Source organism: Stenotrophomonas sp. PE591 (assembly GCF_018320795.1).
In the GTDB taxonomy this organism is placed as follows: Bacteria; Pseudomonadota; Gammaproteobacteria; order Xanthomonadales; family Xanthomonadaceae; genus Stenotrophomonas; species Stenotrophomonas maltophilia.
This window is the reverse complement of record NZ_JAAOKO010000001.1, coordinates 594,716-610,363: the sequence shown is the minus strand read 5'-3', so window position 1 is coordinate 610,363 and position 15,648 is coordinate 594,716. Positions and strand designations below refer to the sequence as shown.

At 66.6% G+C, this 15,648-nt stretch carries 16 protein-coding genes; 7 read left to right on the top strand and 9 right to left on the bottom strand.

What is annotated here, in order from left to right; genetic code table 11:
• The first annotated feature begins 79 nt into the window (after window positions 1-79).
• Window positions 80-1,267: a formate-dependent phosphoribosylglycinamide formyltransferase gene (gene purT / locus JLDANKMP_RS03020; protein ID WP_087802922.1), complete on the top strand. Its 1,188-nt coding sequence runs from the start codon at window positions 80-82 to the stop codon at window positions 1,265-1,267.
• Between the two features lie 380 nt (window positions 1,268-1,647).
• Window positions 1,648-2,058: an immunity protein YezG family protein gene (locus JLDANKMP_RS03015; protein WP_181452977.1), complete on the top strand. Its 411-nt coding sequence runs from the start codon at window positions 1,648-1,650 to the stop codon at window positions 2,056-2,058.
• A 68-nt stretch (window positions 2,059-2,126) separates the two neighbouring features.
• Here JLDANKMP_RS03015 and JLDANKMP_RS03010 read toward each other — a convergent pair whose 3' ends face one another.
• Entirely contained in the window at window positions 2,127-3,344 is a 1,218-nt protein-coding gene (locus JLDANKMP_RS03010) for an endonuclease/exonuclease/phosphatase family protein (protein WP_212560496.1), read from the bottom strand.
• A 38-nt stretch (window positions 3,345-3,382) separates the two neighbouring features.
• Entirely contained in the window at window positions 3,383-4,138 is a 756-nt protein-coding gene (locus JLDANKMP_RS03005; RefSeq protein ID WP_212560495.1) for an arginyltransferase, read from the bottom strand.
• Between the two features lie 156 nt (window positions 4,139-4,294).
• Between JLDANKMP_RS03005 and JLDANKMP_RS03000 the strand changes: the two genes are divergently transcribed.
• Window positions 4,295-4,855, top strand: coding sequence for an EF-hand domain-containing protein (locus JLDANKMP_RS03000; RefSeq protein ID WP_212560494.1), 561 nt, complete (start codon window positions 4,295-4,297; stop codon window positions 4,853-4,855).
• Window positions 4,856-4,906: 51 nt separating this feature from the next.
• Here the strand turns inward: JLDANKMP_RS03000 and JLDANKMP_RS02995 are convergent, their stop codons facing one another.
• The 4 genes from JLDANKMP_RS02995 to JLDANKMP_RS02980 form a co-directional block, all read right to left on the bottom strand.
• Window positions 4,907-6,124 (bottom strand): RNA polymerase sigma factor, encoded by a 1,218-nt coding sequence (locus tag JLDANKMP_RS02995; RefSeq protein ID WP_212560493.1) that lies wholly within the window; start codon window positions 6,122-6,124, stop codon window positions 4,907-4,909.
• Between the two features lie 209 nt (window positions 6,125-6,333).
• Window positions 6,334-6,843, bottom strand: coding sequence for a pathogenicity-like protein (locus tag JLDANKMP_RS02990; RefSeq protein ID WP_212560492.1), 510 nt, complete (start codon window positions 6,841-6,843; stop codon window positions 6,334-6,336).
• 4 nt (window positions 6,844-6,847) lie between these two features.
• Entirely contained in the window at window positions 6,848-7,756 is a 909-nt protein-coding gene (tesB, locus tag JLDANKMP_RS02985; RefSeq protein WP_005412623.1) for an acyl-CoA thioesterase II, read from the bottom strand.
• A gap of 140 nt (window positions 7,757-7,896) precedes the next feature.
• Entirely contained in the window at window positions 7,897-8,673 is a 777-nt protein-coding gene (locus tag JLDANKMP_RS02980) for an enoyl-CoA hydratase/isomerase family protein (RefSeq protein ID WP_012479449.1), read from the bottom strand.
• Window positions 8,674-8,707: 34 nt separating this feature from the next.
• On the opposite strand from JLDANKMP_RS02980, the gene JLDANKMP_RS02975 reads away from it, so the two are divergent.
• Window positions 8,708-9,154, top strand: a complete 447-nt coding sequence (locus tag JLDANKMP_RS02975) for a copper chaperone PCu(A)C (RefSeq protein ID WP_212560491.1) — start codon at window positions 8,708-8,710, stop codon at window positions 9,152-9,154.
• Between the two features lie 72 nt (window positions 9,155-9,226).
• Here the strand turns inward: JLDANKMP_RS02975 and JLDANKMP_RS02970 are convergent, their stop codons facing one another.
• The 3 genes from JLDANKMP_RS02970 to uvrA all read right to left on the bottom strand — a co-directional run bounded on the left by JLDANKMP_RS02970 (window position 9,227) and on the right by uvrA (window position 13,450).
• Window positions 9,227-9,952: a hypothetical protein gene (locus JLDANKMP_RS02970; RefSeq protein ID WP_005412626.1), complete on the bottom strand. Its 726-nt coding sequence runs from the start codon at window positions 9,950-9,952 to the stop codon at window positions 9,227-9,229.
• Between the two features lie 97 nt (window positions 9,953-10,049).
• Window positions 10,050-10,457, bottom strand: coding sequence for a thioesterase family protein (locus tag JLDANKMP_RS02965; RefSeq protein ID WP_033833359.1), 408 nt, complete (start codon window positions 10,455-10,457; stop codon window positions 10,050-10,052).
• A complete protein-coding gene (gene uvrA / locus JLDANKMP_RS02960; RefSeq protein ID WP_024957497.1) occupies window positions 10,457-13,450 on the bottom strand; it encodes an excinuclease ABC subunit UvrA in 2,994 nt (997 codons plus the stop codon). The genes JLDANKMP_RS02965 and uvrA overlap by 1 nt, the downstream gene beginning before the upstream one ends.
• Before the next feature lie 317 nt (window positions 13,451-13,767).
• Between uvrA and rplU the strand changes: the two genes are divergently transcribed.
• The 3 genes from rplU (at window position 13,768) to cgtA (ending at window position 15,588) form a co-directional block, all read left to right on the top strand.
• Entirely contained in the window at window positions 13,768-14,076 is a 309-nt protein-coding gene (gene rplU / locus JLDANKMP_RS02955; protein ID WP_005408557.1) for a 50S ribosomal protein L21, read from the top strand.
• Window positions 14,077-14,094: 18 nt separating this feature from the next.
• Window positions 14,095-14,358 (top strand): 50S ribosomal protein L27, encoded by a 264-nt coding sequence (rpmA, locus tag JLDANKMP_RS02950; RefSeq protein WP_005408558.1) that lies wholly within the window; start codon window positions 14,095-14,097, stop codon window positions 14,356-14,358.
• Window positions 14,359-14,535: 177 nt separating this feature from the next.
• Window positions 14,536-15,588, top strand: coding sequence for an Obg family GTPase CgtA (cgtA, locus tag JLDANKMP_RS02945; protein WP_005408559.1), 1,053 nt, complete (start codon window positions 14,536-14,538; stop codon window positions 15,586-15,588).
• Window positions 15,589-15,648: the final 60 nt, after the last annotated feature.

Genomic DNA, 15,648 nt, shown 5'->3' with positions numbered 1-15,648 from the left:
ACCGTTCGTCGGATGCCATGGCCGGGGTGCCCGGCCAGCTAGAATGCCCACCCGCCTTCACATCGCTGCTGGAACCGCCATGGCCAAGCTTGGAACTCCGTTGTCCCCCTCCGCCACCCGCGTGCTGCTGCTGGGCTCGGGCGAACTCGGCAAGGAGGTGGCCATCGAGCTGCAGCGGCTGGGCGTGGAGGTGATCGCCGCCGATCGCTATGCCGATGCGCCGGCCATGCAGGTCGCGCACCGTTCGCACGTGATCGACATGCTCGACGCGATGGCCCTGCGTGCGCTGATCGCCCAGGAGCAGCCGCACCTGGTGGTGCCGGAGATCGAGGCCATCCACACCGAAACCCTGGTCCAGCTGGAACAGGAACAGGGCCTGCGGGTGATCCCGACCGCGCGTGCCGCACGCCTGACCATGGACCGCGAGGGCATCCGCCGCCTGGCCGCCGAGACCCTGGGCCTGCCGACCTCGCCGTACCGCTTCGTTGATACCGAAGCCGAATACCGTGCTGCCGTGGCCGCCATCGGCCTGCCGTGCGTGGTCAAGCCGGTGATGTCATCCTCGGGCAAGGGCCAGAGCACCCTGCGCAGCGAGGCGGACATCGCCCCGGCGTGGGAGTACGCGCAGACCGGTGGCCGTGCCGGTGCCGGCCGCTGCATTGTCGAAGGCTTCATCGATTTCGATTACGAGATCACCCTGCTGACCGTGCGCCATGCCGGCGGCACCTCGTTCTGCGCGCCGATCGGCCATCTGCAGAAAGATGGTGATTACCGCGAAAGCTGGCAGCCGCAGCCGATGTCGAGTGCTGCGTTGGCGCGTGCCGAAGAGATCTCGCGCGCGATCACCGACGACCTTGGCGGCTGGGGCCTGTTCGGCGTCGAGCTGTTCGTGAAGGGTGATGAGGTGTGGTTCAGCGAAGTGTCGCCGCGCCCGCACGACACCGGCCTGGTGACGCTGGTATCGCAGGAACTGAGCGAATTCGCGCTGCATGCGCGCGCCATCCTTGGCCTGCCGATTCCGGTGATCCGCCAGAGCGGCCCGTCGGCATCGTGCGCGCTGCTGGCGCACGGCGAGGGCGTGCCGTACTTCAACAACGTCGCCGCCGCGCTGCAGGTGCCGGACACCGCCGTGCGCCTGTTCGGCAAGCCGAGCGTGCATGGCCACCGCCGCGTGGGCGTGACCCTGGCGCGCGCGGAAAGCATCGACGAAGCACGCGCCATCGCGCGTGATGCCGCCGACGCCATCGGCGTCGAACTGCGCCCCTGAAAAAGGAGCGACGACCAACGGTCGTCGCCTACCGAAACCCGGTGGGTACCGACCGTTGGTCGGTACAGATTTCTGTGCGGTAGCGCCAGGCTGCACCCGCCGGCTTGCCATGAGCTGTGTGAGTCTTCTGTAGAGCCGAGCCCACGCTCGGCTGCTTTTCCATGTGACGCTTTCAGCCCGACAATGGATTCACATCTTCAGTCATGCGCGACGGCCTGCTGGGGCTATTGAGTGCCAGATGCTGCCGTTAGAGGGTTTGCTGCAAAGACGTAGAGCGCTAGGCCGCAATTGCGAGCTGAAAGCGACATCTGGTTGAGCGTCAAAATCCTGCGTGTTTTATCTTCTGACGGATGAATGCCAAAGACACCTCAGGAGAAGGCTTGGACGAGCGGCTTACATCAGCGCTACCTGCCTTGCATCACCGAATTGGCCAATCACTGATTGATGCCGTGCCTACCGACCAATGCGGGATCTGGCTGAACTTCGAGATCATCAAGAATGCCTGGTCGGGTTGGGCGTTCTACCGCAAGCCGTCAGGCTCATACGGCTATCTAGAAATTCCAGATGATGCGGAAGCAGCGCTTCTGGAGATGCATCAGCTCTTTGCGCAATGGCACCATGCACTCTGGACGAGTTTGACGTTTCATCTGGATCCAGAGAACAAGATGGAAATCGAGCTCGGATATGAGCAGCTTTCCGAGGATGAGTTCATCGATTCCCTGGGCCGGGAGCAGGCTTGGCAGGACCGGTATCTCGGGGCTGACGCTCAGATTGACTGGCAGAGCTACTAAGCTTGGTTGGTTGCAGTAGCCGAGCATGGGCTCGGCTCTACAACATCTTCAGCAATCGGCCATTCCGGTTACTGCTTCACGTCCACCCACACCAGGTGGTGATCGCTGCCGTTGGCGATCTTTGCTTCCGGGCTTTCATTGGCTGGCCAGAAGATGCCGCTGCCGACGTATTCGAAACCGGTCGAGGGCAGTACGTAGTCCAGGCGCATGGTGCCGGACTTCGGGCCGAAGTCGCCGGTGGCGTGGAACGGTGCGCCCTTGCGCTCGATGCCCTTGGCCGCATAGGCCAGGCTGGTCTGCTCGCCGCCGACGCTGCGCGGGGTGGGGTAGCGCAGCACGCGGGCGTTCTCGATCAGTTCGACGATCGCCTCATGGCGGCCATCGCCATCGACCGGGTCGTTGTTGAGGTCGCCGAGGATCACGAAGCGCGCGTCCTGTGCCAGGCCGCCGCACTGGCCCTTGTCGTCGCACAGCCACGGCTTGTCACCCTTGGACAGGTATTCCTGCCACAGGCGCAGTTCGTCGTGATTGCGCGCTGCGTTGCGCTTCTCCGGACCGTCGAACACCGGCGGGGTCGGGTGCGAGACCAGCGCATGCACCACGCCGGCCGGGGTCTTCACCGGCACGTCCCAATGCGACTTCGACGACAGGCGCAGCTGCGACCACACGTGGTCGTTGTAGAAGCTCTGGCCGGTACGTGGATCGACCGGGCGGATCGCGCCGGGCATCGCGCTCCACTTCAACAGCTGGAAGCTGCGCACCTTGGCTTCGTCGATCGGATAGCGCGACAGCACCAGCATGCCGTACTGGCCCGGGTGCAGGCCGTAGCCCCACGCGTCATTGCCACGGCTGCGGCCTTCGCCACCGACCACGCCGTTGTTGTCCAGGTCCAGCCCGCTGGGCACGCCGGTATTGACCGGTGCCAGGTAACGGTAGGCGAAGTGCAGCGGCTTGCCGCCGCCAGGCTGGGCCACTTCCAGGTAGCGCTTCTGGAACAGGTCGGCGGCGCGATGGGCGTCGTCGAAGTCGAACTCATTCAGCAGCACCAGGTCCGGGCGCACCTGCTGCAGCACCGCGGCGATCTTGCGCGCGTGCTCGCTGTCGCCTTCCAGCTCCTTGATCAGGCCGCCGGCGTCATCGGAGTACAGCGAGGTGTTGTAGGTGGCCAGGCGCAGCGCAGCGGACGGCTTTTCGGTCATCGCAGGGGACGTGGCGAAGGCGGGGGCCGTGGCGCCGCAGAGCAGGGCCAGGGCGAGGATCAGGGAATGGCGGCGGGTCATGTTCATGGGCCGTATTGTGCACCCGGCCCGGTGTCAGCGGTTTGTCAGCGCCCGCCCAGATCGTTGTCGAAATCATGCCAGCGGCGGCCATCGTAGGCTTCCAGCGGATGGAAGCGACGCTTGTAGTCCATCTTCTGGTGGCCGCGGATCCAGTAGCCCAGATACACGTGCGGCAGCCCCTCGCGGCGCGCCCATTCGATCTGCTGCAGGATCGCGAAGGTGCCCAGCCCGCGCGCGGCGTGGTCCGGGTCGAAGAAGGTGTAGACCGCCGACAGCCCGTGCTCGGTGACGTCGGTCACCGCCACCCCCAGCAGCTGGCTGGGCTGGCCGTCGTGGCCGGGCAGGCGCATTTCCATGAAGCGGGTGTGCGACCAGCTGCCGATCAGGAACTGCTCGAACTCGTGCGGTCCATGGTCGTCCATGCCGCCGTTAGCGTGGCGGTGGGTGAGGTAGCGGTGGTACAGCGCGAACAGGTCGTCGCGGGCGGTGGCGGCGGTGATCCGCACCTCCAGGTCGGCATTGCGGGCGGCGCAGCGGCGCTGGCTGCGGTCCGGAGCGAAGCGCGCCACCGGGATGCGCACGGCCACGCAGGCCTGGCAGTGCGCGCAATGCGGCCGGTAGACCAGGTCGCCGCTGCGGCGGAAGCCCCAGCTCAGTGCCAGCGGATAGAGCGCACCGAGGCGGCGGTCGTTCGGGTCCAGCACCAGGTCGCGTGCCACCCGGTCCGACCAGTACCCGCAGGGGTGCTCGCCGGTCTGGAAAAGTCGCAGTTCGTCGTCTCTGTCGCCATGTATCGCCATGGGCACAGCATAGCCCCAGGTTGTCGCAGTGGCGGCGACTGTCCGGCGGATGAATGGAATCGGCAGTAGCGTCAACCGACGTCGCGCCCGGGCGTTGTTGTCCCCCGAGGGTGAAGTGATCACCCCGACGCTGTTCCCATCCCCAGGAGTGACCTCATGATCCGTACCCCCCTGCTGCTGGCCCTGCTGCTGGGCGCCTCCGCTTCCGGTATCGCGCTCGCGGCCGACACCCCGACCACGCCCGCGCCGCGCCCGGCCAGGCTGGACACCAACGGCGACGGCGTCATCGACCGCAGCGAGGCCGCCGCCAACCCGCGCCTGGCCGCGAAGTTCGACGAGCTGGACAAGAACAAGGACGGCAAGCTCTCGCGCGATGAGCTGCCGCGCTGGCAGCATGGGCGACGTGGCCACGGCGGTGAGCGCTGGGCCAAGCTGGACGTCAACAAGGACGGCCGCATCAGCCGCGAGGAAGCCAAGGCCGATCCGCGCCTGGCCGCGCGCTTCGACCAGCTTGATCTGAACAAGGACGGCTACCTGGACAAGGCCGACCGCGAGCTGCGCATGAAGCAGCATCGTGATGCCTGGTTCGCTGCCGCCGACACCAACAAGGACGGCCAGCTGAGCAAGGCCGAGTTCGACGCCGCCAAGGGCCCGATGCACGGTGGCCCGCGCCATGGCGGTCCGCGTGATGGCGCTGCGCCGAAGCCGCAGCGCTGAGGTTCAACGCAGTGAATGACGACAACGCCGGCAGGCTGCCGGCGTTGTCCGTTACACGTTTCCGTTGCGCATCAGCGCATATACCACCAGGCCGATCACGAATACGTTCGCCCCGATGATGCCGGTGCGCCCGTACACGGATTCGTATTTCCAGTTGGTTCCGCTGCGGCCGCGCCGCGCTGAATCGCGCGCGATCATGGGTGCCATCACGCGCTGCAGCGGCACCAGGCACTGGTAGTTCACCGTACCCAGGCCGATGACGAGAATCGCAAGTTGCAGCCAGATTGGCACCTGCAGCATCAGCGAGATCAGCAGGCTGGTGCAGACGACCATCGCGGTGAACGTATTGAGGTGCACGAAGCGTCGCACTGCTGTTCGTTCCTGCTGGGTGTCTGCGAAGCGCAGCAGGAAGCGGCCACCCAGGTAGCTGCCGATGATGCCGCCGACGACGCCACCGGCAACGGTGGCCCAGTCGCTGGCGGGTATCAGGTGCAGCTGGCTGGCGGCGGCCGTCAGTGAACCCATGGCAGCCCCGCCTGCGGCACTGACGCCGCCCAGGCCCAGCTTGCTGCCGCCCACGCCGACACCGGTGCCGAGCAGGATCGCTGCGCTGGCCGTGCCGGGCGCGGCCACCAGTACCATCGAAGCCACCGCCGTGGCGAATGCGGCGCTCGGCGCGCTGCTGCGCGCGAACTCACCGAAGCGCTGCAGCAGGCCGTCGCGCACCAGGGCACGTGCACGTGACAGGCGCTTGCGCACGGCTGCGTCGCTGAGCCCGAGCAGGTCGGCCACCTGCTGCGAGCGTTGGCCTTCGCGGTAGTACAGCAACAGCACCTCGCGGCTGTCGGCGGGCAAGGCGGAAATGATGTCCTCGGCGGCGATCTCTTCCTCCACCCGCTGCAGGCGGTCAGCCGCGTCCGGCGACGGGTCGGCGGCCATGCCCATCGCTACCTCGGCCGCCTCGCCGGTCAGCGGCCGCCCACGCTGGGCACGCAGCCAATCGCGGGCCAGGTTGCGGGTGATCTGTCGAAGCCAGGGCAGGAAGCTGGTCGCGCTGCGCAGCTGGTGCAGCTGCTGCCAGCCCTTGACGAAGGCTTCCTGGGCGATGTCCTCGCTGGCCTGGCGGTCGCGGGTGATGGCCAGAGCGATGGCGGTGACCGTGTTCTGGCAGGCCAGCACGATACGGCCATAGGCGTGCTGGCAACCGCTGGCGGCGGCCGGCAGTTCGCGTTCCAGGGTCTGGTCGATCGATGTGGCGAACGTCGTCATGGCGGCGGCTCTCCTGCTGGGATTGTGTCCCATGACGGAGCCGCGCGCCCAATGTGACCGACTTTCTGTGCGGTAGTGCCGGCCGCTGGCCGGCATCCTCATGACAAAAAAGGGGACGGAGGGGATCAAGTCGTTTGAGGCACAAACGACTTGATCCCCTCCGTCCCCTTTTTTGCGGCTGCCGGCCAGCGGCCGGCACTACCCGTGCGTCATTTCGACGGCTGGATGCGGACCCGCACTTCTTCCTCTTCCGGCGCGGCCTGCGGTGCCGGCTGTACCTGCTGCGGCTGGGCCTGCGGGGCAGGGGCCGGTGCGACCGGTGCCGGGGCACCACGATGGCGCAGGCCGATCACCAACGCCACGCCGGCGATCACCACCAGCAGGGCGATGCGGATGCGCCAGGCCCAGCTGCGGCCGTCGCTGCCCGGTTCCGGCGCGTCGCGGAAGGCGAACTCGGCGGTCGGGTGGTCGCGACGGGTGGTGTCGAGCAGGCGCGCCTCGCGCAGGATTTCACGCGCGCGCGGCTGGTCGTCGGCGCGTACGATCCACACCGCCGGATAGGCGTTGGCGTTGCCCAGGTCGGTATAGCTGAACTGACCGCGGCGGCGGGTCTTGTACGAGCGCCCGTTGGTCACCTTGACGTCGATGCCATGCTCGCGCAGGAGCTCGGCCACGCCTTCGACGGTTTCCACGCGCTGGCTGCTGAAGATCTGGCGCATGGGGTTACTCCTTGGCTGGCACGGCAGCGGCCGCGGCCTGGTCGGGAACGACGCGGATCAGGCCTTCCTGCGCGGTGCTGGCCACCAGCACGCCATTGCGGGTGAAGAACTGGCCGCGGGCCAGGCCGCGCGAATCCTGCGCGCTGGGGCTGTCCAGCGAATACAGCAGCCAGTCGTCGGCACGGAACGGGCGGTGGAACCAGATCGCGTGGTCGAGCGAGGCCATCTGCACGTGCGGGTGGTAGTAGCTGATACCGTGCGGGAAGGTCGCCGTGCCCAGCAGGTGGAAGTCGGAGGCGTAGGCCAGCAGCGCCTGGTGCAGCTCCGGCGCATCGCCCACCGGTTCGCTCAGGCGCAGCCACACCTGGTGGTAGGGCGGGCGCTTGGGTGGGTTCAGTTCGTCGCGCGGGTACACGTGGCGGAACTCGAACGGGCCACCGCGCGACAGCCAGCGCTGCACCTTGATCGGCAGGCGTTCGAGCACTTCCGCCGGCAGCGGACGATTCGGCTCGATGTCTTCCGGCTGTGGCACTTCGGGCATCTTGTGCTGGTGCTCGGCGCCGGTCTCGGCCTGCTGGAACGAGGCTGCGCAGAAGAAGATCACCTTGCCGTGCTGGATCGCGGTGACCCGGCGCACCGAGAAGCTGCCGCCATCGCGGGTGCGGTCCACGTCGTAGACGATCGGGTGGTCGATGTTGCCAGCGCGCAGGAAATAGGCGTGCAGCGAGTGCACGTGGCGGCCATTGTCGACCGTGGCCTGCGCTGCGGCCAGCGCCTGGCCCAGCACCTGCCCGCCGAACACGTACTTGGTGCCGATGTCGCGGCTCTGCCCGCGGAACAGGTTGTCCTCCAGCCGCTCCAGCGTGAGCAGGTCGATCAGCTCGGAGACGACGGGTTCGGGCGTGTCGTTCAAGGGGGGCGGCCACAGCAGTGAAGAGGCCCCGATTATACCGGTGCAGGCCAGCCCATCATCGGTAGTGCCGGCCGCTGGCCGGCAGCCACAGGCGTCCCGGAAGGATTGCCTGGTTGCCGGCCAGCGGCCGGCACTACCGTTTACTTGCCCAGCCGGGCTACCAGGGCCTGCAGGGCGTTCTGTGCGTCCGGGGCGAACCAGGCCTCGACGAAGCGGTCCAGCTGGATCAGGTCCGGGTGCAGCGCCTCATGCAGGTCGGCACGGGCAATCGCGCGGGTCAGCAGCATCGGCTGGCGCGGCTGCTTGAGCAGGTTCTGCAGCCAGGCAATGGCGCGTGCCACCACCAGGTCTCCCTCGGCCAGCTCATCCACCAGGCCGATCTGCAGCGCCTGTTCGGCCGGCACCAGCGAACCGGTGGTCAGCAGCACACCGGCGCGGTGCACGCCCACCGCACGGCGCAGCAGGCGCTGGATGCCCTCCGGCGCAATCAGGCCGACCTGCACCTCGTTCAGGCCGATGGCATACGGCCGCGACGGATCGGCGCTGCGCGCCATCACCCGGTAGTCGCAGCACAGGGCCAGCACGCAGCCACCCGCCGGGGCGTGGCCGGTGATCGCCGCGACCACCGGAATGCGGCTCTCGGCCAGCGTGCGCACGGCGCCAAAGAAGGCGTTCCAGGTGTCCAACAACTTGTGCTTGTCATCGCCATGCGAGAGCAGGTGCGGCACGTCCATGCCGCCGGTGAAGACGCGCTCGCTGCCCGACAGCACGATGCCATGCGCGTCTTCGGCCATGGCCAGCTCGATGGCATGGATCAACTGCCGGCACAGTTCGGTGTCCAGTGCGTTGACCGGCGGCCGTGCCAGGCGCAGTTCGCGGATGGGGCCATGGTTGATCACCTCGATGAGCGTCGTCATGCTGCGGTCTCGTTGCGAAGAAGGAACCTGGGCGATGATAACCAAACCATTCGTTGGCGTACTGTGGGTCCTGTGTGCGACCGCAGCATCGGCCTCGGCCGCCGAACCGGCGTGCGTCACGGTGGAGCAGGGCTGGGCGCGGTTGCCTCCGAATCCGGCAATGCCGATGACCGCCGGCTACGGCGTCATCCACAATCGCTGCAGCAAGGCGGTGGCGATCACCGGCGCGGCCAGCAGCAGCTTCGGTGATGTGTCGCTGCACGAGACCACGATTGTCGACGGGGTCAGCCGGATGCGCGCGATCGAGCGCCTGCCGCTGGCAGCCGGCGCGCGTGCCGAGCTCAAGCCCGGCGGCCTGCACCTGATGCTGATGCAGGGCAAGGGCGCGCTGAAGGAAGGGCAGGTGCTGCCGCTGCGGCTGCAGCTGGAAGGGGGTAGCGAAGCGAGTGCGACGTTGACCGTGCGCAAGGCCGCGAAATGACGGTCGGGTAGTGCCGGCCGCTGGCCGGCAGCACGGGCAATGCCGGCCAGCGGCCGGCACTACCAAACAGGCTTACGACCAGTCGTACGAGAACAGCACCGTGCGGCTGACCGGCTCGTACAGCATCACGATCGCGTCGGCACCGGTGGCGCACCAGTTGTAGCCGGCTACGTCGGCCACGGCGAAGAATTTGTTGCCATTGCGGGTGATGATCACCGTTTCGGCATCGTCCGCAGCATTGGGGTCATCGGCCGCCTCGGTGAAGCCCAGTTCGAAGGCTGCGGGAATCTCCGCGGTCTCGGTCCAGTTGCCGAAACCAATGGGGCCACCCAGCGTATCCAGATAATCGCGCTCGCTGGCCTCACCCTTGCCGTAGCGCGAGTAGCAGGCGAGGCGGCCGTGCGTGGCATGGTAGTCGCGGGCCTTGGCGTAGCTCTCGCGCATCTGCGCGATGTGTTCCTGTGCGTCCTTGTCCTGTACCGCATCGCCGATGAAATAGCCCTCGTTGCCGAGGAAGCGCATCTGGTTGCCGGCGGTCAGTTCGAAGGCGATCCAGTTGGTGCCGGTGAAATCGTTGTGGTGTTCTTCGGTGGTCTCGCCGATGCAGCCGTCGTACGGCTCGATCGGGCACAGCATCGTTGCCACCTGGCCAGCCAGTTCCGGGCGCAGCACGCCCAGGTCGATCTTCAGCAGCGGCAGCAGGTGCTGGCCGAGCCAGGCCTGGTCGGCGGGAAAGACGTCGGTGGGGAAGGGGACCATGCCGGGCAGCAGGTCGCGCAGTTCGGTCTTGTGGATCATGTCAGTCCTTTGATCAGTGTCGGTCGTGCCGGCCGCTGGCCGGCAACCTCATTGCAGCCAAAGCGTGCCGACCAAGGTCGGCACCCACCAGGGCGCGTCAGGTGGAAGCGCTGCGGATCGCCTCCGGCAGCGGTGCGCTCTTGCCGGTCTGGGTATCCATCCAGACCACCACCACGTTGCCATCGGAATACAGCTTCGAATCGTCCTGCTGGTCGACGATGCGGTGGCCGATGGTCACGCTGCTGTTGCCCAGGCGCTCGACGAACAGTTCGACCACGATGTCGTTGGGCCACACGATCGGCAGCCGGTAATTGACGTTGGTCGCGGCCACCACCGGTGCGATGCGGTCGGTCATCGATACGCCGTCCACGCCCAGCATCCAGCGCACGCGCGCTTCCTCCAGGTAGGAAATGTACTTGGCGTTGTTGACGTGACCCATGCTGTCCATGTCACGCCAGCGCACGCTGATCGGGATGCGGGCCAGGATCTTGTGTTCGCTGCTCATCAGGCGTCCTTCTTCTTGGTCGTGCTCTTGCTGGCCTTGCCGGTGCTCTTGGCAGCCACCGCCTTCTTCGCCACCTTGGCCGGCTTCTCAGGCTTCACCTTGCGCGGCGGGCGGGCATCGGGCTTGTTGGCCACGGCGGCCGGCTGTTCCGGGCGCGCGCTGGTGGATGGCAGCATGCGGGCCAGGAACTGGCCGGTGTACGACTGCGGGCAGGCCGCCACGTCTTCCGGCGTGCCGGTGACCAGGATGGTGCCACCGCGATGCCCGCCTTCCGGGCCCAGATCGACGATCCAGTCGGCGGTCTTGATCACGTCCAGGTTGTGCTCGATCACCACCACCGTGTTGCCCTCGTCGCGCAGCTTGTGCAGCACGCCCAGCAGCGCTTCGATGTCGTGGAAGTGCAGGCCGGTGGTCGGCTCGTCGAGGATGTACAGGGTGCGGCCGGTATCGCGGCGCGACAGTTCCTTGGACAGCTTCACGCGCTGCGCTTCACCACCAGACAGCGTGGTCGCGCTCTGGCCCAGCTTGATGTAGCTCAGGCCGACGTCGACCAGCGTTTCCAGCTTGCGCGCGATCGACGGCACCGGCTCGAACAGCTTCAGCGCATCCTCGACGGTCATTTCCAGCACGTCGTTGATGTTGAAGCCCTTGTACAGGATCTCCAGCGTTTCGCGGTTGTAGCGCTTGCCATGGCAGACATCGCACGGCACGTACACGTCCGGCAGGAAGTGCATCTCGACCTTGATCAGGCCGTCGCCCTGGCAGGCTTCGCAGCGGCCGCCGCGCACGTTGAAGCTGAAGCGGCCCGGCGAATAGCCACGCGCGCGCGCTTCAGGCACCTGTGCGAACAGTTCGCGCAGTGGAGTGAACAGGCCGGTGTAAGTGGCCGGGTTGGAACGCGGGGTGCGGCCGATCGGCGACTGGTCGATGTCCACCACCTTGTCGAAGAGGTCCAGGCCATCGATCTCCTTGTACGGGGCGATCGGGTGCGAGGAACCGTTGATCTCGTTGGCGGCCAGCGAGAACAGGGTGTCGTTGATCAGGGTCGACTTGCCCGAGCCGGACACGCCGGTCACGCAGGTCAGCAGGCCCGACGGAATCGCCAGGTCCACGCCCTTCAGGTTGTTGCCGCTGGCCCCGCGCAGGTGCAGGGTCATCTTCGGGTTCGGTTTGTGCCGGCGCGCCGGAATCTCGATCGCGCGCTTGCCGGACAGGTACTGGCCGGTCAGCGAGCGCGGGGCTTCCAGGATGTCCTGCAGGGTGCCCTGGCCGACGATCTCGCCGCCGTGCACGCCCGCGCCCGGGCCGATGTCCAGCACGTAGTCGGCCAGGCGGATCGCATCCTCGTCATGCTCCACCACGATCACCGTGTTGCCCAGGTCGCGCAGGCGGGTGAGGGTGCCGAGCAGGCGTTCGTTGTCGCGCTGGTGCAGGCCGATGGACGGCTCGTCGAGCACGTACATCACGCCGACCAGGCCGGCGCCGATCTGGCTGGCCAGGCGGATGCGCTGTGCCTCACCACCGGACAGGGTGTCGGCCTTGCGCTCCAGGGTCAGGTAATCCAGGCCCACATCGACCAGGAAGCCGAGGCGTTCGCCGATTTCCTTGACGATCTTCGCGGCGATCTCGCCACGCCAGCCCGGCAGGCTCAGTTCGCTGAAGAACTTCAGCGCCTCGTCGATCGGCAGCACCACCAGGTCCGGCAGCGGGCGGTCGGCCACGAACACGTTGCGAGCCGCCTTGTTCAGGCGCGCGCCGTGGCATTCCGGGCACGGCTGCTCGCTGATGTACTTGGACAGTTCTTCGCGCACCGCCGGCGACTCGGTTTCCTTGTAGCGGCGTTCGAGGTTGGGAATGATGCCCTCGAAGCGGTGCTTGCGCTGGGTGCGGCCACCGGCTTCGGTGAAGTAGGTGAAGGTGATCGCTTCGTCGCCGCTGCCGTACAGCACGGCCTGCTGCACCTTGGCCGGCAGCGAGTTCCACGCCGCGTCGACGTCGAACCGGTAGTGCTTGGCCAGCGAAGCGATCAGCTGGAAGTAGTAGGCGTTGCGGCGGTCCCAGCCGCGCACCGCACCGGCGGCCAGCGACAGTTCGGGATGCACCACCACGCGCGAGGGGTCGAAGAACTCGGCCATGCCCAGGCCATCGCAGCCGGGGCAGGCGCCCATCGGTGCGTTGAACGAGAACAGGCGCGGTTCCAGCTCCGGCAGCGAGTAATCGCAGACCGGGCAGGAATACTTGGAGGAGAACAGCGTCGGCGCGGTTTCGGTGTTGTCCAGGCTCTGCACCGAGGCCATGCCGTCGCCCAGCTTCAGCGCGGTCTCGAAGCTCTCGGCCAGGCGCTGCTTGATGTCCTCGCGCGGGCGGAAGCGGTCGATCACCGCCTCGATGGTGTGCTTCTGGCGCAGTGCCAGCGGCGGCACCGCGTCGATTTCATGCAGCTCGCCGTCCACGCGCACACGGACGAAGCCCTGCGCACGCAGCTGGTCGAACACCTGCGCATGCTCGCCCTTGCGGTCGCGGATGACCGGCGCCAGCAGCATGTAGCGCTGCTCCGGGTCCAGCGTCAGCACCTGGTCGACCATCTGGCTGACCGTCTGCGCTTCCAGCGGGTAGCCATGGTCCGGGCAGCGCGGGGTGCCGACGCGGGCGTACAGCAGGCGCAGGTAGTCGTAGATCTCGGTGATCGTGCCGACGGTCGAACGCGGGTTGTGCGAGGTCGACTTCTGCTCGATCGAGATGGCCGGGGACAGGCCTTCGATGTGGTCCAGGTCCGGCTTTTCCATCACGCTCAGGAACTGGCGCGCATAGGCCGACAACGACTCGACATAGCGGCGCTGGCCTTCTGCATAGATGGTGTCGAACGCCAGCGAGGACTTGCCCGAGCCGGACAGGCCGGTGATCACGATCAGCTTGTCGCGGGGCAGGTCGAGGTCGAGGTTCTTCAGGTTGTGCGTCCGCGCGCCGCGGATGCGGATGAAATCCATCGCCATGGGGGATCCGGTTGTGGGGGCGTTGGCTGGGTGCCGGGCCAGCAGGGAACGGCAATCGGTCAGCCTACCGAGGTGACCAGATGGGGGCAATGGGCGACAATGCCAGCCCGGCGTCTCACCTTGTGAGACAGGCCGTCATCCAGGGGTCAGATCCCTTTTCACGGCGTGAAAATGCTTCTGACCCCTTTCCGGTGCCGTCTCCTTCGACGTTCAGGGGTTGACTTGACCCGCGCCCGCTGATCTGCGTACAATTCCGCTCCTGTCCGCCCTCGATGGCGGCAGCTCAGACCACAATAACTACAGAGGAAGGCCTGGTCATGTACGCAGTACTGGTCACCGGCGGTAAGCAATACCGCGTGGCGCAGGGCGAAAAGCTCCGCATTGAAAAGCTCGAAGTCGAAGTCGGCAGCGAGATCAAGTTTGACAACATCCTGATGCTGGGTGACAGCGACGGCGTGAAGCTGGGCGATGCGCTGAAGGGCGCTGCCGTCACCGCCAAGGTCCTGTCCCAGGGTCGTGCTGACAAGGTCCGGATCATCAAGTTCCGTCGCCGCAAGCACCACATGAAGCGTCAGGGTCACCGTCAGTACTACACCGAAATCGAGATCACCGGCATCGCCGGCTAAGCATCAGGAGAAGCAGTCATGGCACATAAAAAGGGCGTAGGCTCCTCGCGCAACGGTCGCGACTCCAACCCGAAGTACCTGGGCGTCAAGATCTTCGGCGGCCAGGCCATCGAAGCCGGCAACATCATCGTGCGTCAGCGCGGCACCCAGTTCCACCCGGGCACCGGCGTTGGCCTGGGTCGTGACCACACCCTGTTCGCCCTCGTGGACGGCAAGGTGGAGTTCTCGGTCAAGGGCGCCAAGAAGCGTCGCACCGTCAGCATCGTCTCGGCCGACGCCTGATCCAGGCATCGCCGGCGCCCGTGCCTCGGCATGGGGGTGCTGCATGAAGAGCCCCGCTTCGGCGGGGCTTTTCGTTAGAGTTGAAGCAAGACCGGCAAGGCCGGGCTGCCGGCCATCGGCAGGCATAACATTCAAGGTGACGGCCGGCAGGCCGCGCCCATCGCAGGCATCGAAACAATGAAACTGGTAGACGAAGCAGAAATCGAAGTGTTCGCCGGCAACGGCGGCAACGGCTGCATTGGCTTCCGTCGCGAGAAGTTCATTCCGCTCGGCGGCCCGGACGGCGGCGACGGCGGTGCGGGCGGCAGCGTGTACATCCGCGCCGACGAAAACCTGAATACCCTGGTCGACTTCCGCCATGACCGCATCTTCAAGGCGCAGCGTGGCGAGAACGGCATGGGCCGCCAGGCCTACGGCAAGGGCGGCGAAGACCTGACCATCACCGTGCCGGTCGGCACCGTGGTGATCAACGTTGCCACCGATGAAGTCATCGGCGACCTGACCCAGCACGGCGACCGCCTGCTGGTGGCCAAGGGCGGCCGCGGTGGCCTGGGCAACATGCACTTCAAGAGCTCGACCAACCGCTCGCCGCGCCAGGCGCTGCCGGGCGAGCCGGGTGAGGAGCGCACGCTGAAGCTGGAGCTGAAGCTGCTGGCCGACGTCGGCCTGCTGGGCTTCCCCAACGCCGGCAAGAGCACCCTGATCCGTGCCGTTTCGGCGGCGACGCCGAAGGTGGCCGATTACCCGTTCACCACGCTGTACCCGAACCTGGGTGTGGTGAAGGTGGAAAACTACCGCAGCTTCGTGATTGCCGACATCCCGGGCCTGATCGAAGGCGCGGCCGACGGTGCCGGCCTGGGTGCGCAGTTCCTGCGCCACCTGCAGCGCACCCGCCTGCTGCTGCACCTGGTGGACATCTCGCCGATGGAGGGTGGGGTGGAAGGCATTTCTCCGGTCGAGCAGGTGCGCGCCATCGAGCGCGAGCTGGAAAAGCACGATCCGGAACTGCTGCAGAAGCCGCGCTGGCTGGTGCTGAACAAGGCTGACCTGATGTTCGAGGATGAAGCGAAGGCTGCGGCCGAGCAGATCGTCGCCGAGCTGGGCTGGAAGGAGCCGTGGTTCCTGGTCTCCGCGCTGGGTCGCGAAGGCACCTTCCCGATCATGAGCCGGATCATGGCCTTCTTCGATCGCCAGAAGGAAGAAGAGCAGGAAGCCCGTAACGCGCAGTAGAGTCGACTGTCAGTCGACTGGCGTTGGCAAAAACCCGGCTTCGGCCGGGTTTTTCATTTT